Source organism: Rivularia sp. PCC 7116, assembly GCF_000316665.1.
Classification (GTDB): Bacteria; Cyanobacteriota; Cyanobacteriia; order Cyanobacteriales; family Nostocaceae; genus Rivularia.
Genome location: NC_019678.1, coordinates 8,277,726 through 8,303,080, shown reverse-complemented (window position 1 = coordinate 8,303,080; position 25,355 = coordinate 8,277,726). Strand labels below are relative to the sequence as shown.

The window sequence follows — 25,355 nt, the reverse complement described above, 5'->3', positions numbered from 1 at the left end:
TTGACGAGTAAGGATGGGAGGGGGTAGGGGGGGAAGAAGAGGTAGAGGGGGTAGAAAATATTTTAATTACTATATACCCACCATATTTAATGCAAAGGACTACTAGGTTGGGTTGAACGTTCACGAATTGTGCCCAAAGGACATAGTGAAGCCCAACATCATCATGGCTAGTAAAACAAATAATAAAACCCTCAAGTAATCTATTACTAAAACCAAAACCTTAATGTTGGGTTAAAAACGCATCTTCATATTTTGTCAACGATTAATTATTCTTGCGTTTCTAACCCAACCTACCAACTCTCCGCGCCCCTCTGCGTTACCCTCCGTGCCCCTCTGCGTTTAAATAAAATAAATAATTAAAAACCAAAACATTGATGTTGGGTTACGGCTACACCTTCAACCCAACTTAGCAGCTAAGGCATAGATTGGGGTTGTTCAATATTTGGCGCTAAAGCGCAACTACGAACGAACTCAAAACCTCAACCGGCGCTGGCTTCATTAATGAAGGCAAGAAAGTAACAATCTGCGGAAATATAATAATTAATCCCAATACCAATAGCTGAATCAAAATAAACGGCATAACTCCTCGATAAATATCTACCGTAGTTACTTCTTTTGGTGCAACACCCCGTAAATAAAATAGAGCAAAACCAAAGGGAGGCGTTAAAAATGAGGTTTGTAAATTTGCTCCTAATATAACCCCATACCAAACTAAATCAATTCCTAACTGTTGCGCTACAGGAACAAATAACGGTATGACTATAAAGGCAATTTCAAAGAAGTCGATAAAGAAGCCTAGCAGCAATACAACTACCATACTAACTAGCAAAAATCCTACTTCTCCACCAGGGATATTACTTAAAACATCTTTCATGAAAATATCGCCGTCAAGCCCGCGAAATACCAAGGCAAAGGCAGTTGAGCCAATTAAAATAAATATGACCATGCTAGTAATTCGCATAGTCGCGTCGCAAACTTGACTCAGGGTTGCAAGGGTTAATTTACGGTATACGGCAGCAAGAATTATTGTGGCTATACAACCTACTGCTCCGGCTTCGGTAGGTGTGGCGAATCCGAAAAAGATGCTTCCCAATACCAACAATATCAATATTAAAGGCGGCAGCATTACCTGAGATACCTGGGCAAATAATTTCACCGCGCTGATATTTCTGACTTCGGGGGGTAACGGTGGAGCAATTTCCGGTTTCAAAAATGCGATTATCAACACGTATAATGCAAAAGCACCTGCCATCATCAAACCGGGAATGATCGAACCAATGAATAAATCACCCACAGAAAGGTTGCGATCGCCTATCCGTAATTGGTCTGCAAGTACTATCAATACTACCGATGGGGGAATTATCTGTCCCAAAGTTCCCGATGCTGCAATCACTCCAGTTGCCAACTGTTTATCATAGCCGTAACGCAACATAATTGGTAAGGATATCAAACCCATAGCAACCACTGTCGCCGCAACAACTCCGGTAGTCGCTGCGAGTAGGGCACCAACAATTACCACCGCTAAAGCCAAACCACCCCGCAAACGTCCAAACAATATTCCCATTGTTTCCAAAAGACGTTCGGCGATACCCGTTTTTTCCAGCATCGACCCCATAAAAATAAAATAGGGAATAGCTAAAAGAGTATAATTCGCCATTATCTTAAAAATTCGCAACGGCATTAAACCAAATAATTGCAAATCGAAATTATCTAAACCTAATGCCACTCCCAATAAAGCGAAGAGAATCGAAACCCCTCCCAGGGAAAATGCTACCGGATACCCCAAAGACAATAAAACTAAAGCACCGACAAACATTAATGGACCAAGCCAATCAGTAATCACTGCTTTCCTCCTGGGGTTGTAAATAACCTTTTAAAATTGCTACGTTTTTAATAATTTGAGAGACTCCTTGCAATATCAATAATGCAAAAGCAACGATAATTGCACTTTTTATGGGATATCGCGGTAAACCATCGGGATCTGAAGAAGTTTCCCAAATTGACCAAGAATTAACAATGGTTTCCCAAGAATAGAAAATAATTAAACCACAAAATGGAATTAAGAAGAATATCGTACCTAAAACTTCTATAAGCGCTTTCTGACGGGGGTTGCATTTACTGTAGAAAACATCAACCCGCACGTGTTCGTTATGTTTGAGAGCGTAAGCCCCCGCGAAAAAAAATATTAAGCTAAAAATATACCATTGAGCTTCAATATAAGCATTGGAGCTCAAATTACTACCAGTTAATCGTCCTAGATATCTGCCGACAACATTCCACCCACCGACAATTACTAAAACTAATACCAGCCAACTAGTAATTTTACCGATAAGCTCATTAAAAGCATCGATGATTCGCGATATTTTTAAAAGTTTTTCCAAAACCCGCTACCTTTATCAACCTTCGTAAAAGTAGTTTACATCTCTAAGGGAGAAAAGTTGTGTCTATCAGTTAACAGTGAGCAGTGAGCAGTTAAAATTCTTCCTCTACCTACTCGGGAGCATATTTTTATCTTCCCATCTACGGAAAATATAATTAATCAACAAGTTCTATCTTATGACCGTCGGGGTCTATAATTACAGCACGTCTTCCCCATTGAGAATCTTTTGGTGGGGATACTATAACTGTCTCAATTGCTTGTAATTCTTCTATAGTATTATCTACGGAAGAAACGCGAAAACCCAAACGCACTCCTGAAGTATCTATATTATTACTGCTCGGATAAATTTCAAATACAATTCCTCCCAACATTGCGGACAGATGTTTTTCACCATTGCCATGTTGCTCGTATAAGAAGCTAATTCCTAATATTTCGTAAAATTTTCTGCTTCTAGTTAAATCTTCGACGCGAATTACTATAAGGTTTAAAGCTATTTGATTTAACATAAACCTCAATCACTCATCCACAATCTTTCTTGCTTGATATTATCTAAAATAATTTTTGTCATTTGATTAACTGTTTCAATTTATAATTTTTATATTTAAAATTTATTTTAATTAAAATAAATAAAATACGTCCAAACAGATTATATATAAAAAATATTTTACACGAAAAGTGACTTAGATAACCTTTCAAAAACAACGTCATTTCGTGGAATTATTGACAGTATTCTCATTAGTGGCTAGTAAAGTATTAAGGGAAATATACTTTTGTTAATACTGATTGCAAAATACGGAAATTTTTTCGCGTTCAGATGTCGAATTGTTGCTTTTTCTGCGTAATTTGAGTATTTTGTATCACTATAAAAATATTGAAACCGTATTTTGACTGAAAAATCGACTGTTAATCAAAGTTGTATTTATCGAAATTGCATTAAATAATTTTCTTGGCAAATTAGATATAGACTTTTGAAGATAGGTTACATTTTTGAGTAATTTATTTTACTATGAAAACAAAAAAATAGTATTTATATTGAGAATAAGGCGGGTTTTTATAATATTGATTTGTAATAATTACTGCAAGTAGTTGATCTGCAAAGCTTAATTAAAAAATAAATTGATGTTCGTTGCTGCTATATTCATCATTGAGCCTTTAGCCATAGCGATCGCAATCAAGGAATTGGTCGAAAACTTGTGGAGCATATTCAAGGGAAGAAGTTTTGGTAAAGGTTAAGTTGGAAGTATCGGCAAGATATACGATTCTGTAAATCCTGAAAGTGATTTTTTGTTGTGAGAGTATATGGATTGCTGTAAGAATTAGCGCTATAACGTATTAGTGAATACTATATCTGTATCCGTAAATGAAGTCTGGTTTAATATTTAAGGGACTATTATTAACTACATTAATCGCTGTTATTGGAATTAGTTTGAAATTATTCAATGATAATCGAGTAAAGCAAGCAAACCGCGCTGAATTTTGTAGTAAAGCCAAAGCACTTACTCAAGTTAAGGTAGATAAATACGATAAAAATGGAATCAAGGAGCGTGAGGGAGCGGGAGTTAAAATAGATGGAGGAACCTTTTATAGGCAAGTGTCTTTTAAATCGAAGCCTGTAGTTCCCGTAGTTATATTTCCGGAAGCCTTAGATGGTAAAAAATGGTCAAAAGTTCCTTCTGCTGCCATTACCTATATTGGTAAGGGGGGAGACGGTAGTAGTTTGCAAGAATGGTTGAGTCCGGATTACTTTTATTTGCTCGAAGTTCCCGAAGCTGCTAAAGGTTTGGCTTTTGGTAGGTTATGTTATAAGAATGGTGATGCAACGGTTTACTCAATTAGAAATTGGAAGCAGTTAGAGAATAATAAAATATCTATTAACAATAAAATTACTCTCGAACACCCTACTCCTTTACCCAAAATTAATCCCGCTCATATTTTGGTGAATGCATCAAGCAGTCCGAAAGATAGTTTGAAAGATGCGACACAAGTTTATTTTACCAAGCAAAGGGTAAGGATTCCGCAGAATAGGTAATTGGAAGTCTTAAATAAGTACGGTACAAATTGTAAAATCTAAAATCCAAGGTAACTTTAGCGATCGCCTTCGGTGATTCTGCATAATGGTGTGCTACTGCAATTTCGTTAAACTTGAAAGATTTTGAGTCTAGCAAAGGGTAAATTTTCCCTTAATCTACAAGTTGAGCTTGAGTTAATATTTCACCGTGGTGACTTCTACCGATATTGTGCAGCATGGGAATCAACATGAAAAATAAATGCAGCGATAAACATTTTTTAACGGTTGGGCATTGATTTTAGTGCGTTTTAACGTACTTTGTATATTAGCCTGGGAATTTATTCCAAGGCGGTTTATGTGGCTTGTTAAGGATTGTGCAAGTTAGAACACTAAATTAACTTTTGATAATTTCTCCCAACCGTTTTATTACTAATTAATACTTGATAACAAAAGCTATTTTTCTTCGTTTAGCGGTGGGGATAGGATTTTAATTGTCTCCAGAATAAGCGAGGAGATTTCTGTGTGTGTTGTTATTAATGCTAACTTAAAATTTGAATTGATTCATCAGCAATAAAATCCTCAGCATCAAAATAATATCTTCCTTCTGCTTGAATAATTCTTTCAAATAATTGCGGAATCCCTTTTGCAATCATTTTGGTTGATTCCGGTTTCAATATCCAACTTTTACTCTCAATCGAACCTTTATCTTCAATTAAAATAGGTTTCCCGACAACAATCCACCATTCAAACCAAGTTCGATAATCTTTATCTCCAAATTTGCCATTTTTTCGTCTTATATTTGCAAAAGCAATACAGCGATTATCTTTAAGTTGAATAAAAATGGTAAAAACTTTATTATCTGTAATCTTACAAGGTGTATATTCTTTGAATGCTTTAATATTCCAAGGATGTTCGGTATTAGCAAATAAAGTACCACCATCAAATCTTTCTAAAAGTTGAATTAAATCTGCTGGTAATTCGTTCATATAAGAACCTTCTTCAAACTCCCAATTTGTAGGAGAATTAAGCTGATGTTCTTTTTCTAATTTATTCAAAATTCCTACAAAATTATCTTGCTGTCTAATTCCCCAACCAATCTCTGGATGAAGACAACCAGTTTGTTGATTTTGACAAACTCCGATAAAACCAGCAATTAATTCCAAATGTGATTCTCCTTGAAGAGTGCTTAAGGAAAATGAAGCTTGAGAAATTCCGTTAGGGAACATTCGTGGTGGAATTCCGTGATTTATCGTCAATTCTTCTCGTGGTGTTTCTAAAATCGGATTTTTATATGTAGGGGATTTGGTAATATCATCTTTTAAATAGGGAAACAAATCCGCTAACCACCCAGTAATTACATCTCCCCCATACATAGATTGCGGTTTACAGATGTGCTGCCAAAATTCCAAACTTGGTTTACCAGCAACCGTTTCAATAAAGCCGTCGCAAATTGGTAATAATCTTTTTGTCCACCAATCCAAATCATATTGACTTATGATTGCTACCCTTTCCCGAATCTTCTGCCAATCGTCAATGCTTCCCAGTACAATAATCCAAGGGATACCGCAAATCGCATACAACCCATAATCAAAGTATTGCTTCAAAGCATCCATCATCACAACTTGACTGGCTGTACGAATAATTGGCGTAGTGGTACTAAAATCGCAAACCATCAAATCGGCAATATCAGCTTTGACATTTTCGTCAATTAGCTTTGACCATAATTCCACAGCTTGCTGCCAATCTTGATTATTGGTAAGCTTCTCCACAGCAACTTTTAATTCTCTCTTGCTCGAATGACTAACGAATTGATAGCGTAACCGTTCTGCATTATTATTGATATGTTGAGCAAAACCCTCAGCGATCGCCATCCAGATAGCATCGGGAGTCAGTAATAAAGGACGATGCTCTGCAAAAGCTTGATGAACTGCATTTACAAGGGAATGTAAGTTCGAGTTGTTTAATTGCTCTATAACTTCAAAATTCTCATCATGACTAAAAGCAATTAAACTCGAATTTAATCTTTTTTCTAACTGTTTAAAACAAGTTTGTAGCGGTAACAAGTTTTTAAAAACGTCTACCTCATCAACTTTAAAACATATTTCATTTTCATCGTGGTGGAGTATTGAAGCAATTTGACTCATATAATTACCCTCAACCCTCGCTGAATTAGGAGTCTTACAAAATTGTTTTCTCTTCGTCTTTAAATTTAACGTTAAATGTTGGAGCTTCAACAAGTGCAAAAGTCTGGGAAGCAAATGCAACTCTTCCGTTTGTGTTTTCAAACTCGTCGAGAATACGAGTAAATAATTGGTCTTTCTTCATACGCCGCTTTTTATAGCTGACAACATATCTAATTGTAAATTCCATCCAATTGTCATTAGTTATTAAAGTAATCATCGGCTCTATTCGTGCATCTTCAATCAGGTATTTATTAGTCATTTTCTGCCATTGTTGTTTGGCTTGAGGAATATATTCGTTAGTGACTTCCGACACTACTTCCTCTAAAATTTCTCTTGCTAATCTATGTTCGCTACCATATCTTACCGGTACTGTAATTTCATCCCAAAGAAAAGCAAAGTCGGCTGAATAATTATATACGGGTTCTTTAAATACAAAACTGTTAGCAATTCTGACAATACGTCCGTTGTATAAATCGGCTTTTACCCAGTCACCACATTCCATTAAAGTAGTTCGTAAAATGCTAATGTCAATCACATCACCCGTGATACCGCCTAACTGCACTCTATTACCTGGCTTGTAAAATTGACCCAAAGAAATTGCCACCCAACCTGCAAAACTGGCAATTACTTCTTGTAGCGCAAAAGCGATACCCGCACCGACTGCACCGAAGATAACAGTAAATTGTCCCAAGCGATCGCTAAATACAAATACTGCAAATAGCAGCATGACTATATACCCAATAAGACTGATAGTTTTACGGGTACGATAACGAATATCAGAATCTTGAATATAGCGGGGAATTGACTGACGAATAAATCGAAAAATCAATGCAATAATTACTATTCCAATCACCACTTCAATGAATTTGGTGATAGTGGGATTAGAAAGCCATCTTTGAATATTTGCAAGCAAATCTGTCATTATGATGATGTTAATAATTAGAAAATTGAAAATAAAAATCTCAGCAATTTTAACAAGCCAACTAGCAGCCGAGAAATTCGGGTAGCGGGTAATAGTTCAAAATTTTGAATTCTAATAGCTGGAATTCGCTTACTTTGCAAATTACTGACTTTTCTATAAAGCCAAGGAAAAACAAAGCCAAATACAATTAGAGTTCCGACTATCGCCAAAATTGCCAGAAGCAATATTATCCATTTTGGTTTCTTTACTCACAACCTCGTGATGACTTGCAAATATTTTTCAAGTTAAATATGTAAAAACATTGCATGGCAATATCTCTACATATTTATTAATTATTAACTGCGAAAGTTAAGAATCGATTGGCATTAACGATTGAAGTTTGTTGCTACACCTAATACGGCGCTAAAGTCTCGGTTATCCTCGAATAAGCCCAAGTTGACGCTACCAACTGCGGTGAGGCGTTTGTTGATACGATAGTCAGCACCGGTTGTTAAAACTCCACCAAACTGTCTGTTTTCGGTAGTTATACCAGCACCTCCACCAATAAAGGGACGCAATCCACTTGATGTTTGACCAAAATCGTAGGTTACTGGTACGTATATTGTGGCATGGCGATCGCCTTCTTCAAAAAGCTTGGTTGTAGCTGTTGGGCGCACTGAAAAACGATTGTTAATCGAAAGTTTGCTTTCAATTGCCGCACCGCGATTAGAAGCACCTACACCAAAGTAGTTGAGAGGTTGAGGATTTTTTTCTTGAGCGAAAGCAGACATGGGTGCAGTGATTGCAACTGTGCAAGCAAAACCGATGGAGATTAAGGAAGCAATTGTGAATTTCATGATTATTTACCTCGAAAAAATAGTTTTTGTTTGTCGCGTGTCAGTTATCTATGCATAAAAAGCAATCATTAATAATCACTTTTACTTGCATACAGGGTTTTATTTAGATTGGAAAAGAATTTTCGTACTGTAATTGCCTTGTCTGGCAGTATTATTTGCAGACAATTGCAATATCGGTAATAACTCGAATTAAATCGAAGCAGTATCGCTGACTTATATCCTACTGGCAAGCAACATCAAAACTTAATCTGTTGAAGATTGTCTGCTGTTTTCGGAACACAAATCAAGACTTACTTCATATTTTCTGCTATGGGTTTGGTTAAAATTTCTTAGCCACTGATTTCTACAAGGGAAATCTTGGTTAAAGCTATCGCCAAACTTACTGCGGATAATGTATCGTATTATCTACTCATCAGTAGGCATTCTTCCTACTCACTCAAGTATCCACTTTTTTTGACCGCCTTTCTAACGGATTAACGTAAGTTATCTAGGGATTTCTCCCTGATGTATATAGATATATCGCATCGTAATTTATAGCTGTGATGATTATATGTCACTTTTATGACTGGCATATAAAATTAATCCCATTTATTTCGTTATTATCAGGTATTTCAGGAAATATAAGCAGTTTCAAGGCTTTATCTAATTTTTGGACGTTGCTCAATTCAAATGTGAATCAAATTTTCTTATATATAGAACTTATGTAAAAGTAAGGTAACTATGTCATTATTCGCTTCGCGTTAGCGTAGCGTGCCCCAAAGGCATAGAGAGATAGTAATCCCGCGCAATGGTAAGATTACACCCACCCTTTAATAATATTTTTCAACCATCCTCTAACATAAAGTCTGGTTAATTACTTAAAATATAACCGGGTTTGAAAAGATGCCGGTTGTTACCTACTACTCATCAATACTCATTACTCATTACTTATTACTTATTACTCATTACTTATTACTTATTACTCCTCCCCCACAGATATGATAACTGTTTAAGCGGACATGGTATAACCTATGGTTTGCCTACTAATTTATTTTTATCGTTATTCAAAAAAACATGAAAATTCATGATTATGTAAGGAAAGGGAATATCAAAGCAGTTTCTCGTTTAATCAATCAGAAAGATGTTTATATAGATTGTGTAATACCATTTCTTTATAAAGATGCGCCTAATTTAGCCCGCGTAGGCGGGCTTAGTTTCAGTAGCCCCAGCCTCATACAGAATTGGTACAAGTAGGTAGGCACAAATAAATCTATCTACGTAAGGAAATGTAAAATAGCTGAAACTATTGCGATTACTTCGCTTTACTCCGTTACGCTCGTAATGACATAGTTAGGTTTTATCGTACTTATCTACTTAGATAAAAATAATTTGTATCAAAATCTTACTTGAAGCAGGTGCTGATATTTCTCTTCTCGATTGCTTTGGTAGAAATGCTTTCTGGTTAAGTTTGGAAACTGGCAATTTAGACAAAGTCAAATTAATATTTCCTTTTACACCAAGTCGCGATGATTCTTCATTTTGGTGGAAATCTCCGCTCTTCTACCCAATAAAATATAATTATGCCGAAATTCTAGAATGGTTAGTTTTAGAAGGATTTGATATTGAAGAAACCGACGAGTATTTGAATACTCCTTTAATGGAAGCTGCTGAATCTGGTGCTACCGATTGCGTCAGAATTTTATTTGAAGTTGGTGCTGATATAAATAAAGTCGATAGTTGTCACCAAAATGCAATAAGCAAAGCAGCTAATTTAGAAATCGTCGAAATCCTTCTTTCTGAAAATGATGATTTTAGCGATATTAGTGATGAAATACGAGTATCGCTGTTAGATGTTGGTGACGAAGAATTACAGCTTAGGGAAATAAAAGATAAATCACAAACTCTGGTAGGCAATCACATCTACATTATCGGAAATAATGGTTATCAAAATCAAAGAGTACTCAACGAAACTCCAGTTTACCGATTGAATTGCGATTCATTCAAAATCGAAAAAATTGAAACCATCGGAAATAAACCTGGTTGGATAAGCCAACATAAAGCTAAATTTCAACAACCATCCCAAATTTACATTAGTGGTGGTAAATTATGGACTCAAAAAGCTTATATTGAAAACTCCATAGATTACATTTTAGATTTAACTAACTTTAAATGGAGTCGAATTAATTCTTAAACAACACTCCGCGATACTCTGCGTTTTAAACCAACCTTATCCCCTCTCCTCCAACTTCACCAATAATCCTCGCTTCTTCATAACCCAACTCCTTCAACTTCTTCAAACAACTATCAGCTTTATCAACAGAAACCGAAGCTAACAACCCACCGGAAGTTTGCGGATCGAATAATAACGGATAATTGCGATGAAATTCAAAACTTTGATAATTCGTAATAAAACTCGAAGCCTGTAAATTTTCTGGATAAAGCGAGCTAAAAATCTCCTTTGCTGAAATTTCCCTAGCTCCATCCAAAATCGGAATTTTAGATAACTGTAACTCAACTCCGATTAATGAGGCTTTTACCATTTCTAATAAATGCCCAATTAAACCAAAACCCGTAATATCAGTACAAGCAGTTGCACCATATTCCAAAAAACATTCAGCAGCAGCTTGATTTGATAACAACATTGATTGTATCGCATTATCAATCCAAATTCCTTTAACTTGAAGACGCATTTCACCAGCGAATAAAACCCCCGTACCCAGCGACTTAGTTAAAATTAAAACGTCATTCTCCTGCATTCCACTTTTATGTAAAAGTTTCTCTTCCTCAGCCAAACCATTACAAGACAACCCAAAAGCTAACTTTTCTCCTTGAATAGTATGTCCCCCAATTAAAGATACTCGTGCTTGATTTAACTGTTTTACAGCACCAGATAATAACTGAAATAAAGTTTCCTCAACTATGGAAGATTTTCCATAAGGAATAGTAGCCAAAGCCAAAACGCTCGTCGGAATCGCTCCCATTGCAAAAATATCGCTCAAACAATGATTGACAGCAACTTGTGCAAAAATGTAAGGATCGTTAATTAAACTAGTAAAATAATCAATCGTTTGTACCATCACCTTCCCCTTGGGTACCTTCACCACAGCAGCATCATCCGGAGAATCCAAACCGATAACAATATCTTCCCCTTCGCGAATAGATTGAGATTCTCTAACTCTACTTAAAACAGTTTCTAAAACATTACCACCAACCTTAGAACCACATCCAGCACAATACATCGGGTTAGGAGTTATTTCTTTATCTTCCCATGCCCCATTTTCCATTTCCGGTAAATCCCGAAAACGCTTCATAAACTTTCTGTCAATATAATCCTTCCAATGCCACAATAGTTCGGATGGTGGTAAAGTCAACCATCCACGAGTAGCGATCGCCATTCCGTCACCGGTACCGATTAAACTTAAATAATCCTTCTGGGGTACATACTTTTTCAGACTTTTTCCTGACAAACTTCTTTTTAAATTGTCAAATAAAGGTTTACCCTGACGTACTGCAAACACCCCAGCCTTAGCCCGAGGATGATTTTTCATCGTCGCGATGTCTCCAGCAGCAAACACGTGCGGGTGAGATAACGACTGTAAATTATCGTTTACTAAAATAAACTTTTGCTCATCCGTAGCAATTCCCGTCGATGCCAACCATTTTGGCGCGGATGCCTGCGTTACCCAGAATATATAATTGCATCGAAGCTGCAATTCCGATTCACATACTACATTAAATGTTTGTATATCTTCTTCTCGTGCAACTTTGTATACTGTCTCACCTAGATGCAAGATTATACCGCGCTCTATTAGAGTTTCCTGCAAAATATTTCCTAAAAAAACATTAGCATTGGGCATCAATTGATTATCTCTGCCAAACAAATGAATTTCTAAATTTTCATGATATTGACATAAATTTCCTTGCATCGACAGCGCTAACTCTACACCCCCAGCACCACCACCAACAATTGCAATTTTGACCGGTTGTTGAGAATTACTTCTAATATTTTCTACAAGCCTGTACCAATGTTGCAGCAGATTTCTGACAGGTTTCGCTGGAATTGCATATTCTGTAGCACCAGATACAGAAATTATTGATGGAGTAGAGCCTATATCAATCGATAATAAATCAAAACTGACATCAGGACGATTTGCACAAATAACTCGATTATTTTTCAAATCGATACCATTGACATAATCTATATATAGTTGTGCTTGAACAAATCTTGCTAACTTCCGCAAATCAATATGGCACTCATCGCGAGTATAAAATCCGGCTATATGTCCCGGTAACATTCCAGAGTAAGGAGTATCGCTGTTCTCCGAAATTAAAGTTATTCTAACTCCAGGTAAAGGCTGCATACCGAGCATTTTGAGCGCGATCGCGTGAGAATGTCCTCCACCTAATAAAACTAGGTCTTTTTGCAATGGCTGTATATTTTGCTGCATATCTTGGCTTTGATTCCTAACTGGGTATTGGCTATAGAGGGTACTTGTAGCATTTCTTTATAAAGATGCGGCGAATTGATCTCGGAGCAAGTAGGCGTTATTTGATTAACGCTCATCCGTCTAGAGCAATAACTCAAATATCTTCCTCATCTTCTATTCTTTATGTTAATTAGATGAAATATAGTTCTTTTGCATAAGACAATACATATATTAAGTAACAATAATGTTTATTTTATTTAAGATGAAACTAAGTATCTATTTACGCTGTACGTTATAAAACAATAGAAAAAGCAATAACTGTTAGAAAAACTTTGTGACTATATACTTATTTAACTTTCATGATGAATTTATTTAGTAAAAATCAAATTAACAAGCGTTTAAAAATTGTTGTAGAAGAACTAACTAAAAATCAGATAGAGCGAAGAATAATTGCCATAGAAAATTTAGAAAAGATAGCTTTGGAATATCCGGAAGAATATGATAAAGTTTTTCAAATAATTACGACTTATATTAAGCAAAATCGGTCTTTGAAAATATTAAACGAATTTCAAACAAATCCGATAAGTGAAATTAATACCGATATTAAAACCGCTTTAAAAATTATAACTAATCCGGATACCGATAAATACTTGCGTAGAGATAAGATTGACTTGAGTTGCATTGATATTCGGGGTGCGAATCTTCGTAATGCAAATCTTAAAAAAGTTAATTTAGAACAATCAATCCTTTACCGGGTAAACTTAATTGATGCAGACCTAGAAAATGCTAATTTAAATAGTGCAGTACTAAGTGCAGCAAATCTGACTCGGGCAAATCTTACCTCAGCTAACTTATCTGGTGCTATATTGAATGCAGCAAATCTTACTCAAGCAAATCTTTCTAATGCCGATTTGCGTTGTGCTAACTTATTTTTAGCTAATTTGCGTGGAGCAAATCTTAAGGGTGTTAACTTTGATAGGGCGAATCTAAGAGAAGCTTTTTTTAACGATAAAAAGGCAAATCATTAGGTTCAAAATTAAAAATCTTAATATTCATTTTTGTTAAGAACATCTGGTGTTTCTACATCATCTCAAATAGGCTATCTACGTAATTTTACCGTGCCGTAGAATATCATTGGGGCATTATATTAGAGACAATCTGCTAGCTGTCTACCGGCGTTACAGATTGCAACTGCAACTTTCGACAGATATTGCATTTTTTACGCAAATGGTATACTCTTTAATCCCAATCATTTCGGTAAGAATTCTGTGTTGTGAGGAATACTGATTCTATGTCTGCTAAAAAGACAGACGCATTAACGAATTGGTTAATAGGAATAACAATCTTTTTTTCTGTTTCACCAATTCTAATTTTCACAGCGATTTCAAAAATAGAAGGATTGTCAAATGAAGAAAGAATCGAATACAAAAGTCAAGGCTTAATGACTTCTGCCGGATTGTTTCTTGGATTGGCAATAATTATCAATGCTTATTATGGAGCCAAGCGTGCTGTTTTATTAGAAAAAAGCTTGTTAGCAGCTCAAAAAGATAACAGATTAAATCAAAAAAATATAGAAATCAACGAGCAAAAGCTGCTAGCCGAAAGATTTATGAGTGCAATAACTCAACTCGGGCATGATAGCGTTGCTACTCGCACCGGAGCAATTTATGCACTAGAAAGAGTTGCTCAAGACTCTCCCCAAGAGTATTGGACAATCATGGAAATTCTTACAGCTTTTGTTAGAGAAAATGGCACTACTCCAAAATTTAGTAAATTTCAGGCAAGCACGCAGCAAGAAATAAAAGTTCCTACTGATATTCAGGCAGCACTTACCGTTATAGGGAGAAGAAATGCCTCTCAAGATCCAGAAGATAAAAAACTTGACTTGAGTAATGCTCAACTAAGGGGAGTAGACTTAAGTAATGCCAACCTGCAACGGGCTGATTTGCGGAATTCGGACTTATGTGGAGCTTGTTTACAAGGTAGCGATCTTTTTAAAGCCAACCTTGATGGAGCTAAACTCGCACAATCCAATCTCTATCAAGTCAACCTGCAACAAGCTTGCCTCCGGGGTGCCAATTTAGCGGGAGCGATTGCCAATAAAGGTTTATTCTACGGAGCAAATCTCCGAGATGCTAACTTGGTAGGGGCTTCTTTACGAGGGGCTAATTTGATGGGGGCTAACCTTTATAAAGCTAATTTGATGGGGGCTAACCTCAAAGCAGCTAATTTAGGAGGAGCAAAACTATTTCTTGCCAACTTACAGTCAGCGAAGCTTGACAAAGCAAGAATGCACGAGACTGGTTTAATTGGTGCCAATTTGCAACAAGCTAATCTTAATGGAGCTAATTTGCGGCAAGCCAATTTGAATGCAGCTAGACTTCAACAAGCAGAAGTATTTTTTGCCAACTTTGCCGAAGCTTCCTTGAGAGAAGCAGATCTTTCCGGAGCCAACTTAATGGGAACTGATTTTCAAAAGGCAGTTTTATACGAAACAAACCTTAGTGGGGCTAATTTAACCGCTGCAAATCTTTCTTTAACCGACTGCTACGACGTAAATTTTGAAGGAACAATCCTCAAAGGAGCCAAAAATATGCAGCCGAAGTTGCAAAAAATGGCTATGGGTGAATACTGAGCCGTTTTCTTTTATCAAAAGCATCCATCTACCACCACGCTCAAAAATTATTTAACTTAGTTTAAGTCTTTTCAACTACCAGGGTGCTTGCCACCATTTGTGCTTACCAGTTGATTGTTTAATCAACAATTCAAATCTATAACTATTTCTAGCTCTCTCTTCATTTTATCGGGTATGAAGAAATTGTTAATTGGTAATTGATTACTAATTAGCTAAACTTAACTTTATCAACAGAAATTGAATTTATATTAGTAATATCTGATAAATTACTAAATACTTACTTTTAAAAAGTAATACCGTGTTCGTAATCCCAGCAAGCATCATCTTTCCAGGTTCTATTAGTATGCTTGCACTCTGATTCGTTGTGAATCCAAGGTATTGATGTAGGGAATATCGAAACAGGTTGTAATAAGAAAGAAACTACAGAATATATAGTGCAGGAACCACACACTATTAATAAAGTCAAAATTACAGAACTAAAAATTATTTTACTAGGAGTCCAAAAAGGAATTTTAGTTCCGGGGGGTTGGATTCTAGAGCGCATATTCATTCCTAATATTAATATTTCAATTTGCGATAAAAATGTTGTTACTGCTTGGTATAAACTCCTGAAAGGGAATTATCTTTGTGCCACCATTTGTGACTTACTAACAAATTTTGAAAATAGCTATTGCAAATGCAGTGTTTAAACAGTTTTGTTGATTGTTTTTCAATCATGACATAACCTTTTCTATAATCAAAAGGTCTTTTCCGTAGTTTTTACTAAATAAAAATACTTATTATTCTTTTTTTAAAGATTAAATATAGAACTCTCCACACTTACAGTATGAATATGTTATATAAGAAATTCTTTATATCTACAGCCGCACAAATACTGTTTTTTTCAGCTAATCTTCAGCAATTATCGGTTAAAAATTATCTATTCCCATAAGTAAGCTCGCAATGAGACAAATAATTTTGCATACCCACTTATGTAATGATGTCAACGCAGAAAGTACCTCTGTGGCAAGCTATGCCCTCTACCTTCATCTAGTAGTCACGTACTGCTCTATAAGGTAGACTGCTTTCTTAGAAATAATCTATGTGAGGATATCTCTGCATGATTGAGCTTTATACGTTTACTACACCCAACGGACGCAAAGCTTCCATAATGTTGGAAGAAGTTGAACTTCCCTACAACGTCCATGTAATTGATATCAGTAAAAACGACCAGTTTGCTCCTGAGTATGTAGCTATTAATCCCAACAGTAAAATTCCAGCAATCGTAGATAAAGATACTGACACAACAGTATTTGAATCAGGTGCAATATTAATGTACTTAGCCGATAAAACAGGAAAATTATTACCCAAGGAACAAAAATCTCGCTATCAGGTAATAGAATGGTTAATGCTGCAAATGGGTAGTATAGGTCCAATGTTCGGACAGTTCAACCACTTTAATCTGCACGCTCCAGAAAAAATTCCCTACGCTATCGAACGCTACAAAAAAGAAACACTGCGACTTTACGGAGTATTAGATAAGCAATTAGCTGATAACGAATTTATTTGTGGCGATTACTCCATAGCCGACGTAGCAACGTTCCCTTGGGTGACAATCTACGAAATTCAAGAAATGACACTCGACAACCATCCCAACTTAAAAAGATGGCACGACACCGTATCAAAACGCCCAGCAGTACAACGGGGGATGAAGGTTCCTTAATTGGTAATGGGAATCGGGCATGGGCATCGGGGATTGGGCATCGGGGATTGGGCATCGGGCATTGGGCATTGGTAACTGTTCACTGCTCACTGCTCACTGCTCACTGCTCACTGTTCGCTGTCAAAATATTTTTCGACGCAACGGACAAACATTTCCACTCCCATAGCTAATGCAGTTTCGTCGAAGTTAAAGCGGGGATGATGGTGGGGATAAGCTAAATCTTTTTGAGGATTTGCTGAACCTAAGAAGAAGTAGCAACCGGGAACTTCTTGGAGGAAATAGGACATATCTTCCCCACCCATTGTTTGACATTCTGGTACTACTCCCAAAGGTGTTTCGACAACTTCTTGGGCTACGCTTCGTACTAATTCTGCCATTTCCTGATTGTTAATTGTTGGTGGGTAAAGTCCCCAGTACTCTAAGTCATAACTAGCACCATTTATCTGACAAATTCCGGCAATTATTTGTTTTACTCGCTCTTGAATAAACCCTTCAAAATCTGGATCAAAATACCTGACAGTACCGCTCATCCTGGCAGTGTCGGCGATAATATTACCCTTTGTACCGGCGTGAAGTTCTCCTACGGTTACCACAGCAGAATCAATTGGACTAACGTTGCGGGAAACAATTGTTTGTAAAGCATTCACAACTTGAGCCGCAACTACCACCGAATCAACTGTTTGATGGGGCATTGCACCATGCCCGCCTTTGCCTAAAATTGTGCAGCGAAACGATTCTACTGCCGCCATCAAGGCTCCACTACGAACGCCTATTGTTCCTAAAGGTAAATTGTTCCACAGGTGTAAACCAATAATTGCATCGACATCGGGATTCTTTAATACCCCAGCTTCTATCATAGGTTTAGCACCTCCGGGTCCTTCTTCAGCAGGCTGAAAGATAATTTTTACAGTACCGGTGAAAATATCTCTATGTTGCTGTAAATAATAAGCAGTACCAAGCGCGATCGCAGTATGTCCGTCATGTCCGCAAGCGTGCATTATCCCATCATGTTGCGATTTATAAGATACTTCATTAAGTTCGCTTACTGGTAAAGCATCCATATCCGCACGAATTGCTAATACGCGATTAGATTCGCCTTTTTTACTACCTTTGATAATGGCGACAACACCAGTTTCAGCAATCCCTGTTTGATGTTCGATTCCCCATTCTTGCAACTTCTGGGAAATAAATTTACTAGTAAGTTCTTCTTTAAAAGCTAATTCAGGCTTTTGATGAATTATTCTTCGCCATTCTATGATTCGCGGATGTAGCGAACGAATATCAAGTCTAACCCGAGATAAATCGGCAGATGCGTTGGGAAATGTAGAAACCATAATTTAAACAGTTATCAGTTACCAGTGAGCAGTGAGCAGTTATCAGTGAGCAGTTATCAGTTATAAATTCTTAACTCTTAACTCCTAACTCCTAACTCAATTAAATAATTTTTCTAATTCTAAATCGGATGCGATTTGTGCGAGCTTATCTAAATCTTCTGGATTATCTAAATAAGGTAAGCAACCTAAAACGGGAATATTGGTAAAAGATTCAATCGTATCTACTGGTGCCCAATCGGCTATTTCTTCTGGTGTCATCTGCGAGCAGCAATTTAAAATTATTCCCAAAAGCTCTACTTTAGACTGTTTTGCTAAAGCTACATTGGCGACAGCTTGAGAAATTGCTCCCAATCTTACCGGTACAACTAAAACTGTAGGTAAACGCCATTCGCCAGCTAAATCTGCCACCGTAAATTCATCCGTTACCGGCGAACCCATACCACCCAAAGCTTCTACTAAAATAAAATCGCGGCTTTGCTGTAGCTGAGTAAAAGTTTGCCAGACAACACCTAAATCTATTTGTCGATTTTCTTTAGCTGCCGCTAGAGGTGGTGCTAAAGGAGCCTGAAAATATAATGGCGTTATTTCCGCTTCCGATTGCGACAGCGAAAATAACTTTTGGTAAAGTTGGCGATCGCCCACACCTGATTGAATTGGTTTCATAATCCCCAAACTGTGCTGGGGACGATATTTTTGTAAATAAGCAGCTAAGGCTGTAGTAAAAACAGTTTTACCCGCGTCGGTATCGCTTCCAGCTATAAATAATGTCTTTAGCAATTTGAAATTAAAGATTTGAGATGTTAGATGTTCAATTATCTTACATCCTTGTATGGGCATCCCTGCCCAGAAAGTAACATTTAATTACCAGCAGGATCGGCTTGAGTTTGGGGTTTTGCCTCCGTTTCGGGTTTATTTGTTTTTTCCTCTTGAGAAGGAGTTGGTCGTTTTAGTGGCGGAATCTTGACTGGCGGTATTTTTATCTGGGGTATTTTAGGAGTTGGAATACTAGTAGGAAGGCTAGTAGGAATTGAGGTAGGAATAGTTATTCTTGGTCGTTTGGGCTTTTGCGTAGCTTCTGGGGTTGGTGTCTCTTCTAGTTGTGGTTGTGTTGGTTCAATATCAGGTGTAGGCTCGATTGTTGGTGTAGTAACTGGCTCTTTTAACCTAACTCTTAAATTATATTCAGCTTGGTTAATTTCTGGAAGATTGTTTAATTCAATAGTGTATCTACCCGTAAAAGGTAAATTTCCTTGGTAAGAATTTACCTGCTTAGCTGCATTATCAATTAATTCCTTGTTAGGACCTAATACTGTCAGCGAAACACCGTTTTCTTCAACTAAAACCGCTGTCAGTATTTGTCCTTCTTCTCCCCTAAAGGTGTACTGAACGGTTTGATTTGCTTTTAAATTTCCTCTGATATTAGCCGTATCAGAAAATCCAAAATTCAACCGCTTGCTAAAAACATCTGGTTCATCTGGTGTAGGTGTCGGTGTCGGGGTTGACTCGACAAATGGCGTTGCAAAAGTTTGTGGGGGAGGCGATTCCGGTTGCGAATCTGATGCATTGCGAATACTTGTTACCAAAGCCCAAGAACCCAAACCCGCTAATACTACTACAGCCGCACCAATTACTCCTACAGCCAGCGGATTATCTACTACAGGATCGCTTTGCTGTGGTGGTGGAATTACCGGGCTGGGCTGCCTGCGAGGGGGAGGCTGTACCGGTTCTGGTTTGCGCCCAACTGCTACTGTCTGCATTCTTGATACATCGGGCTTGGCTGCCGCAGTTTGGTTTGGCGATTGGTTTAATTGGTTTAAATTATCTAATGCTTGCACAACTTCAGCTGCACTTTGATAGCGAGCCCCCGGTTTGTGACTTAACATTCGATTCAACACGTCAGCAAATCGCGGTTTAACTGTTACCCAGCGCTGCCAATTCCAACTTAACAAGTTGTCATCAAATAATTCTGCCGATTCTTTACCAGTAAGTAAAACAATCACGCTTACAGCTAAAGCATACAAGTCACTACTAGGATAAGCTTGACCAGTTTGAATTTGTTCGCTGGGAGAATAGCCAGGTTTTCCGACATAAGTTGGAGTTGCTCCACTTCTCGATTGCAACCTAGTAGCTAATTCTTTCACCACACCAAAATCAATCAATACCGGCAACTTATCGCTTTCACGCATGATTATGTTATCTGGCGAAATATCGCGGTGAATTATTCCTTGAGTGTGTATATACTCTAGAACCGGCAACAAAGAGCACATCAATCGCAACACTTCAGCTTCCGTAAAAGCTCCACCTACAGCAATACGTTCTTGAAGTATGTCGTAATAGGTTTTTCCTTCTACGTAATCTTGTACTAAAAACAACCGCTGGTCTTGCTCAAACCTTTCTCTAAACTGCGGAACTTGTGGATGCTTAATTTTATACAAAATCGCTGCTTCTCGCCCAAACAGTTCTCGTGCTTTTTCCAAAGCAGAGGTTTCTGTTGTATTCGGAATCAATTCTTTAATAGCGCAAAGTTCGTTGAAGCGTCTTTGGTCTTCTGCTAAATAGGTTCTACCGAATCCTCCTTGACCCAAAATTTTGATTGTTTTGTAACGGTTTTGTAATACAGTACCAGTAGTGATGGGTGGTTGCATAATTAATTGAGATTGTTTGACAAATTAAATAGAGGATTTACCTAGAACCTATTAGCTGATATGACAAAGGCTACTCGATAGTGCCGTAGCATATCGCAAACAGTGAGACTGCTGGCTTTATTTATTTTTACATTTTGTTTGATTTATTGATGTGTCAAAAGGTAGACAAGTTACCTTTTTCAAAAAATTATTATTATTACAGCTTGTATTTAAGAATATTCACTTGAAACGCTCAGAATATGACGGTTAATACTCGATTGGATTAACAATGACGGGTGAGGGGAGAGGGAAGAGTGGGGAGAGGGGGAGAGGGGGAAGAACAGCCTTATGGTTTCGAGTAGTTCACCATATTATTTTTGAGGGGTGATTAATTGGTACGTAGTTAGGCTTGTGCCCTATTCTTACTATATTCTGTTGCGATCGCGCAACTACAAACCCTGTAAAATTAATCAAATGTACTGCCAGTATCCCAAGAAAACATAAACAATAATTCTACCCCCTCTTCCCCCTCTGCCCCCTCTACCCCTTCCCCTAATTTCAACTATATAGTACAAAATTACCTACATGCTGATTATTTTTAATATCGCAGCCACTTGAAAAAGTTATACATAGTTAGCGATCGCAATATAAATATTGTTCTATCCGTAAGCGGAATACAAATCCATCACCATACAAGCTAACAATAAACACGAGCAAAGTTAACCAAAGCATAATTTTTTCTTAACAAGAGCATTAATGTTATAAAATATTTAATTACTGACAGTTTTTTGTATCATGAGTACTTATACTTAATCATATAAAAAGATTAATACAGCGGTTATTAATTGATGATTATTTCCGCAAGAGTTAGAAGTTTTGTGAGATTTTCAGGAAAGAAGATTTGCAAAATCAAAAAAATTGAACCCTATAGAAAAATATTGTCCCGCCTAATTTAAGTAATAAGGCGGTTTTAAAATTAGTGCATAACCGACGAAAATAGGAGGTTAAAGCTTTATTATGATTCATATGCTAATTTTTTATCTAAAACAAAAAAACAAAAAAAGGTCTGGTAAGCTAAGTTAATATCAGTTAAGCTGACAATAGTTTGCCTGTTTTTGGGGATTAGAAAATTTTCTGGTATTGCATAGTTTTATGGAGGAATGTTTCAGCATATAAATTAATGCATTGAAACTTTTAACATTTGAATATGCGCCACTATAGAAGTTCAATAAGTCAAATATCAGCGTGATAATATTGCAATGAATGCACAACGAGGGTCTGCTGTGCTGAGTACTCCCACTTTAAAAGTGAAACCAGCGATAACGGGGCTGACAGAAAATCATCGTCTACGACTGTTCTCTGGTTCTGCCAATTTAGAATTATCCCAAGAAGTAGCCCATTATTTGGGTATGGATCTCGGTCCGATGATTCGTAAGAGATTTGCAGATGGAGAACTTTACGTTCAAATCCAGGAATCAATTCGGGGTTGTGATGTCTATTTAATCCAGCCATCTTGCAATCCTGTAAACGATAACTTGATGGAATTGCTAATTATGATTGATGCTTGTCGTAGAGCATCTGCGCGGCAAATAACAGCAGTAATTCCTTATTATGGCTACGCTCGTGCCGATAGAAAAACGGCGGGGAGAGAGTCGATAACAGCCAAACTAGTTGCCAACCTGATCACTCAGGCAGGTGCAAACAGAATTTTGGCAATGGATTTACATTCGGCACAAATACAGGGCTATTTTGATATTCCCTTAGACCATGTTTACAGCACCCCAGTCATTCTGGAATATTTGGCTAGTAAAAACTTGTCAGATATTGTGGTTGTTTCGCCAGATGTAGGTGGTGTCGCAAGGGCTAGGTCATTTGCGAAAAAACTGAATGATGCACCTTTGGCGATTATCGATAAACGCCGTCAAGCACATAATGTTGCTGAAGTCTTAAACGTTGTTGGTGACGTTAAGGGCAAAACAGCCATCATGGTAGACGATATGATTGATACCGCCGGAACCATTTCTGAGGGAGCGCGTTTATTGCGTCAAGAAGGCGCACGTCAGGTATACGCCTGTGCGACTCATGCTGTCTTCTCTCCACCTGCTGTAGAAAGGCTGTCTAGTGGTTTGTTTGAAGAAGTAATTGTCACTAATACAATTCCTTTTCCTGACAATCTCAGCTTTCCGCAGTTAGTAAAACTTTCAGTTGCTAACCTTTTAGGAGAAACTATTTGGCGAATTCACGAAGATAACTCCGTAAGCAGTATGTTTCGTTAATTAATAAATTTTAAAAACTAATTATCAAGGATGAAGTTCAGATTTTTGCTTCATCCTTTATTTTGTGTTTATTTGCTAGTTGAGCTTATTTTTTTTGAGTTTTACTATTTTTAATAAAATTTGAAATAAGTAAATGTAAGTTTAACTAAGTAGGTAGGCGTAATTAAATATAAGATTAATACCTCACCCTACCTCCGGCTTCCCTCTCCTTAATAAGGAGAGGGATTGAGGGTGAGGTTTCATATTTAATTTTACCTACTTACTTAATCTAAATAGATAGCAATAATTTAAAAGAAGGAGCATCTTGTTTTAGCTCAGGAAATTTTCTTTTAAATCCATATAACTTTGCTAAAGAACAATATTGTTATAGCATTCTTAAATTAAGTAAACTAATTTATAGAAAATCTAAAAAAATAAAGAAACCCGGATTTTTTGAAAAACCAGGTTTATCAATAATAGGAATTGCCACAACTGGCATATTTTCTTTGTAGGGTGCTGTGACACTTTGATTAACTTTGAACGTAGTAACAACGTTTTCAGTGTCACGCACCACCAGAGCTTTGTGACACTTGCGTAAGTCCTGAATAACTAAAATTTGTTGGTTACTAGATTGCTGAAGATTGTTTTTGTATTTTCTTATCTCTTTTACCCCAAGGCTTGACAAAGGAAATTGCAATAATAAACAAAAGAGAAGAAGTTTGAATAATAGCGCCGATAAAAACAGCTTTTTGGTCAAATACGTATAGCGGATTTTGCAACGCTTGCAACCTTTGCTCTGCGGAAATTGCGGTCATTGCATTTGTCCAAGGTCCCAGCCATATGCTACCGGTTACAATCAATGTTACGGTACCAATCCATTTCGCGATTACCCAGTAATGCTTGAAAAATCCCCAAATTGTTAACCAGCAAAGCAAACCTCCGCTTAATAAAGAAAAGAATGCACTTGGGATAATCACAACGTCATCTAACAGCTTCATTACCGAGTTAATCGCGTAAAGTTCATCACCGTTAGGAGTATCGCGATTTATCAACGCGATCGCAATCATGCACAAAGCCGTGCCAAACCACATTGCTGAAAATACTACGTGCAGGGAAATCAACCACTGTTTTTGTTTCGCGTTTATTTTTTTCATATTTTTATAAGAAGTAGGGAGTAGGTAAAATCGCAACTATTATGTTTTTTGTTGAATGAAATACAAATTAAACCTCATATTATGTCCGGAAATCACCCGTAATATGTCATTGCGAGCGAAGCGCAGCAATCGCAGTACTTAGGAAAAAGATGCTAAAACAAAATGCTTTTAATTAATTAGTTACCTAACTATTAGCTGCCTAAGTAAATATTAAAGCTATATCTATGAAAATACAAGTTTGTGGAAAGCTTTAGTTTTCGTATTTGAGTTTAAACCTCTCGCATCGCAGAAGTTCCGGCGCTTAATTTACCAAGTAACTTAATGAGCGTCTTTTTCTCAGTAGCGGTAAGATTAGACATCATATTAGTAGTACGACAAAAATGGTCGGGAAGCATTTTCGAGATTAGCTCGCGTCCCTTATCAGTCAAAACAATAGTGAGCCTGCGTCTATCTTCGGGATAGGGTTGACGTTTAACTAAATCTTCTTTTTCCAATCCATCGAGCAAGCCGGTAATTGTAGCGCGAGTTACGCCAGAGCGTTCGGCAAACTCGGATGGCGTTAATCCTTTATCGGAAGCGACAAACAGCTGTATTAACAGCGAAAACTTACCCATCGAGAGATTATATCTTGCAAAATGAGCATCAAAAGCCTGGTGAACTTCAGCAGTGGTATCTAGAAAAGTAAGGCAAGCTTCTACAGAAGATATATCTAGCTCTGGGTATTGTTTTGCTAATTGTGTTAGTGCTTGATGGTTGGGTAAACCACGGGATGGAATCATGGATTGGAGGAGATTGTAATATGTTCTTTTAATTTAAACGAAGCCCCCTAAATCCCCCAATAATGGGGGAATTTAAATCTTTTTTCTCCCCCATAATTGGGGGTAGGGGGCGATTCATACTTTAAACCAGTAACGCG

At 37.2% G+C, this 25,355-nt stretch carries 19 protein-coding genes; 6 read left to right on the top strand and 13 right to left on the bottom strand.

Annotation, left to right across the window (positions count from 1 at the left end; genetic code table 11):
- Nucleotides 1-448: 448 nt before the first annotated feature.
- The 3 genes from RIV7116_RS31760 to RIV7116_RS31750 form a co-directional block, all read right to left on the bottom strand.
- Nucleotides 449-1,816: a TRAP transporter large permease subunit gene (locus RIV7116_RS31760; protein ID WP_044292576.1), complete on the bottom strand. Its 1,368-nt coding sequence runs from the start codon at nucleotides 1,814-1,816 to the stop codon at nucleotides 449-451.
- A 16-nt stretch (nucleotides 1,817-1,832) separates the two neighbouring features.
- Nucleotides 1,833-2,381, bottom strand: a complete 549-nt coding sequence (locus tag RIV7116_RS31755) for a TRAP transporter small permease subunit (protein ID WP_015122446.1) — start codon at nucleotides 2,379-2,381, stop codon at nucleotides 1,833-1,835.
- Nucleotides 2,382-2,535: 154 nt separating this feature from the next.
- Nucleotides 2,536-2,886, bottom strand: coding sequence for a VOC family protein (locus RIV7116_RS31750; protein WP_015122445.1), 351 nt, complete (start codon nucleotides 2,884-2,886; stop codon nucleotides 2,536-2,538).
- An 854-nt stretch (nucleotides 2,887-3,740) separates the two neighbouring features.
- Here RIV7116_RS31750 and RIV7116_RS31745 point away from each other — a divergent pair.
- Nucleotides 3,741-4,409: a hypothetical protein gene (locus tag RIV7116_RS31745; RefSeq protein ID WP_015122444.1), complete on the top strand. Its 669-nt coding sequence runs from the start codon at nucleotides 3,741-3,743 to the stop codon at nucleotides 4,407-4,409.
- 518 nt (nucleotides 4,410-4,927) lie between these two features.
- On the opposite strand, the gene RIV7116_RS31740 is transcribed toward RIV7116_RS31745, so the two are convergent.
- The 3 genes from RIV7116_RS31740 to RIV7116_RS31725 all read right to left on the bottom strand — a co-directional run bounded on the left by RIV7116_RS31740 (nucleotide 4,928) and on the right by RIV7116_RS31725 (nucleotide 8,329).
- Entirely contained in the window at nucleotides 4,928-6,532 is a 1,605-nt protein-coding gene (locus RIV7116_RS31740) for a DUF4419 domain-containing protein (RefSeq protein WP_015122443.1), read from the bottom strand.
- Between the two features lie 34 nt (nucleotides 6,533-6,566).
- A complete protein-coding gene (locus RIV7116_RS31735; protein WP_015122442.1) occupies nucleotides 6,567-7,493 on the bottom strand; it encodes a mechanosensitive ion channel family protein in 927 nt (308 codons plus the stop codon).
- A 365-nt stretch (nucleotides 7,494-7,858) separates the two neighbouring features.
- Nucleotides 7,859-8,329, bottom strand: a complete 471-nt coding sequence (locus tag RIV7116_RS31725; RefSeq protein WP_015122441.1) for a hypothetical protein — start codon at nucleotides 8,327-8,329, stop codon at nucleotides 7,859-7,861.
- A 1,357-nt stretch (nucleotides 8,330-9,686) separates the two neighbouring features.
- On the opposite strand from RIV7116_RS31725, the gene RIV7116_RS31720 reads away from it, so the two are divergent.
- Nucleotides 9,687-10,499, top strand: coding sequence for an ankyrin repeat domain-containing protein (locus RIV7116_RS31720; RefSeq protein ID WP_371261670.1), 813 nt, complete (start codon nucleotides 9,687-9,689; stop codon nucleotides 10,497-10,499).
- A gap of 25 nt (nucleotides 10,500-10,524) precedes the next feature.
- Here the strand turns inward: RIV7116_RS31720 and selD are convergent, their stop codons facing one another.
- Complete coding sequence (selD, locus tag RIV7116_RS31715; protein ID WP_015122438.1) at nucleotides 10,525-12,756, bottom strand: selenide, water dikinase SelD; 2,232 nt, start codon at nucleotides 12,754-12,756, stop codon at nucleotides 10,525-10,527.
- A 338-nt stretch (nucleotides 12,757-13,094) separates the two neighbouring features.
- Between selD and RIV7116_RS31710 the strand changes: the two genes are divergently transcribed.
- Nucleotides 13,095-13,763: a pentapeptide repeat-containing protein gene (locus tag RIV7116_RS31710; protein WP_015122437.1), complete on the top strand. Its 669-nt coding sequence runs from the start codon at nucleotides 13,095-13,097 to the stop codon at nucleotides 13,761-13,763.
- A gap of 263 nt (nucleotides 13,764-14,026) precedes the next feature.
- Nucleotides 14,027-15,370: a pentapeptide repeat-containing protein gene (locus RIV7116_RS31705; RefSeq protein WP_015122436.1), complete on the top strand. Its 1,344-nt coding sequence runs from the start codon at nucleotides 14,027-14,029 to the stop codon at nucleotides 15,368-15,370.
- A 283-nt stretch (nucleotides 15,371-15,653) separates the two neighbouring features.
- Here the strand turns inward: RIV7116_RS31705 and RIV7116_RS31700 are convergent, their stop codons facing one another.
- Nucleotides 15,654-15,914: a hypothetical protein gene (locus tag RIV7116_RS31700; RefSeq protein WP_015122435.1), complete on the bottom strand. Its 261-nt coding sequence runs from the start codon at nucleotides 15,912-15,914 to the stop codon at nucleotides 15,654-15,656.
- A 555-nt stretch (nucleotides 15,915-16,469) separates the two neighbouring features.
- On the opposite strand from RIV7116_RS31700, the gene RIV7116_RS31695 reads away from it, so the two are divergent.
- Nucleotides 16,470-17,072: a glutathione binding-like protein gene (locus RIV7116_RS31695; RefSeq protein WP_015122434.1), complete on the top strand. Its 603-nt coding sequence runs from the start codon at nucleotides 16,470-16,472 to the stop codon at nucleotides 17,070-17,072.
- 107 nt (nucleotides 17,073-17,179) lie between these two features.
- Here the strand turns inward: RIV7116_RS31695 and RIV7116_RS31690 are convergent, their stop codons facing one another.
- The 3 genes from RIV7116_RS31690 to RIV7116_RS31680 form a co-directional block, all read right to left on the bottom strand.
- Nucleotides 17,180-18,406: a M20 family metallopeptidase gene (locus RIV7116_RS31690; RefSeq protein ID WP_015122433.1), complete on the bottom strand. Its 1,227-nt coding sequence runs from the start codon at nucleotides 18,404-18,406 to the stop codon at nucleotides 17,180-17,182.
- Nucleotides 18,407-18,502: 96 nt separating this feature from the next.
- The gene (gene bioD / locus RIV7116_RS31685) at nucleotides 18,503-19,243 is read right to left on the bottom strand and encodes a dethiobiotin synthase (RefSeq protein WP_015122432.1); all 741 of its coding nucleotides are present in this window, start codon (nucleotides 19,241-19,243) and stop codon (nucleotides 18,503-18,505) included.
- A gap of 20 nt (nucleotides 19,244-19,263) precedes the next feature.
- Nucleotides 19,264-21,051 carry a serine/threonine-protein kinase gene (locus RIV7116_RS31680; protein WP_015122431.1) on the bottom strand — a complete coding sequence of 596 codons (1,788 nt, stop codon included), beginning with the start codon at nucleotides 21,049-21,051 and terminating at the stop codon, nucleotides 19,264-19,266.
- A gap of 1,238 nt (nucleotides 21,052-22,289) precedes the next feature.
- Between RIV7116_RS31680 and RIV7116_RS31675 the strand changes: the two genes are divergently transcribed.
- A complete protein-coding gene (locus RIV7116_RS31675; protein WP_015122430.1) occupies nucleotides 22,290-23,306 on the top strand; it encodes a ribose-phosphate pyrophosphokinase in 1,017 nt (338 codons plus the stop codon).
- Between the two features lie 605 nt (nucleotides 23,307-23,911).
- Here the strand turns inward: RIV7116_RS31675 and RIV7116_RS31670 are convergent.
- Together RIV7116_RS31670 and RIV7116_RS31665 are read right to left on the bottom strand one after the other, a co-directional pair.
- Nucleotides 23,912-24,439: a hypothetical protein gene (locus RIV7116_RS31670; protein ID WP_015122429.1), complete on the bottom strand. Its 528-nt coding sequence runs from the start codon at nucleotides 24,437-24,439 to the stop codon at nucleotides 23,912-23,914.
- Between the two features lie 269 nt (nucleotides 24,440-24,708).
- Nucleotides 24,709-25,218, bottom strand: a complete 510-nt coding sequence (locus tag RIV7116_RS31665; RefSeq protein WP_015122428.1) for a MarR family winged helix-turn-helix transcriptional regulator — start codon at nucleotides 25,216-25,218, stop codon at nucleotides 24,709-24,711.
- Between the last annotated feature and the right edge of the window lie 137 nt (nucleotides 25,219-25,355).

Coding starts and splice junctions, on each gene's coding strand:
- RIV7116_RS31760 (WP_044292576.1), bottom strand. CDS start 1,816: ATGTTTGTCGGTGCTTTAGTTTTATTGTCTTTGGGGTATCCGGTAGCA.
- RIV7116_RS31750 (WP_015122445.1), bottom strand. CDS start 2,886: ATGTTAAATCAAATAGCTTTAAACCTTATAGTAATTCGCGTCGAAGAT.
- RIV7116_RS31745 (WP_015122444.1), top strand. CDS start 3,741: ATGAAGTCTGGTTTAATATTTAAGGGACTATTATTAACTACATTAATC.
- RIV7116_RS31740 (WP_015122443.1), bottom strand. CDS start 6,532: ATGAGTCAAATTGCTTCAATACTCCACCACGATGAAAATGAAATATGT.
- RIV7116_RS31735 (WP_015122442.1), bottom strand. CDS start 7,493: ATGACAGATTTGCTTGCAAATATTCAAAGATGGCTTTCTAATCCCACT.
- RIV7116_RS31725 (WP_015122441.1), bottom strand. CDS start 8,329: ATGAAATTCACAATTGCTTCCTTAATCTCCATCGGTTTTGCTTGCACA.
- selD (WP_015122438.1), bottom strand. CDS start 12,756: ATGCAGCAAAATATACAGCCATTGCAAAAAGACCTAGTTTTATTAGGT.
- RIV7116_RS31710 (WP_015122437.1), top strand. CDS start 13,095: ATGATGAATTTATTTAGTAAAAATCAAATTAACAAGCGTTTAAAAATT.
- RIV7116_RS31705 (WP_015122436.1), top strand. CDS start 14,027: ATGTCTGCTAAAAAGACAGACGCATTAACGAATTGGTTAATAGGAATA.
- RIV7116_RS31700 (WP_015122435.1), bottom strand. CDS start 15,914: ATGCGCTCTAGAATCCAACCCCCCGGAACTAAAATTCCTTTTTGGACT.
- RIV7116_RS31695 (WP_015122434.1), top strand. CDS start 16,470: ATGATTGAGCTTTATACGTTTACTACACCCAACGGACGCAAAGCTTCC.
- RIV7116_RS31690 (WP_015122433.1), bottom strand. CDS start 18,406: ATGGTTTCTACATTTCCCAACGCATCTGCCGATTTATCTCGGGTTAGA.
- bioD (WP_015122432.1), bottom strand. CDS start 19,243: ATGCCCATACAAGGATGTAAGATAATTGAACATCTAACATCTCAAATC.
- RIV7116_RS31680 (WP_015122431.1), bottom strand. CDS start 21,051: ATGCAACCACCCATCACTACTGGTACTGTATTACAAAACCGTTACAAA.
- RIV7116_RS31675 (WP_015122430.1), top strand. CDS start 22,290: ATGAATGCACAACGAGGGTCTGCTGTGCTGAGTACTCCCACTTTAAAA.
- RIV7116_RS31670 (WP_015122429.1), bottom strand. CDS start 24,439: ATGAAAAAAATAAACGCGAAACAAAAACAGTGGTTGATTTCCCTGCAC.
- RIV7116_RS31665 (WP_015122428.1), bottom strand. CDS start 25,218: ATGATTCCATCCCGTGGTTTACCCAACCATCAAGCACTAACACAATTA.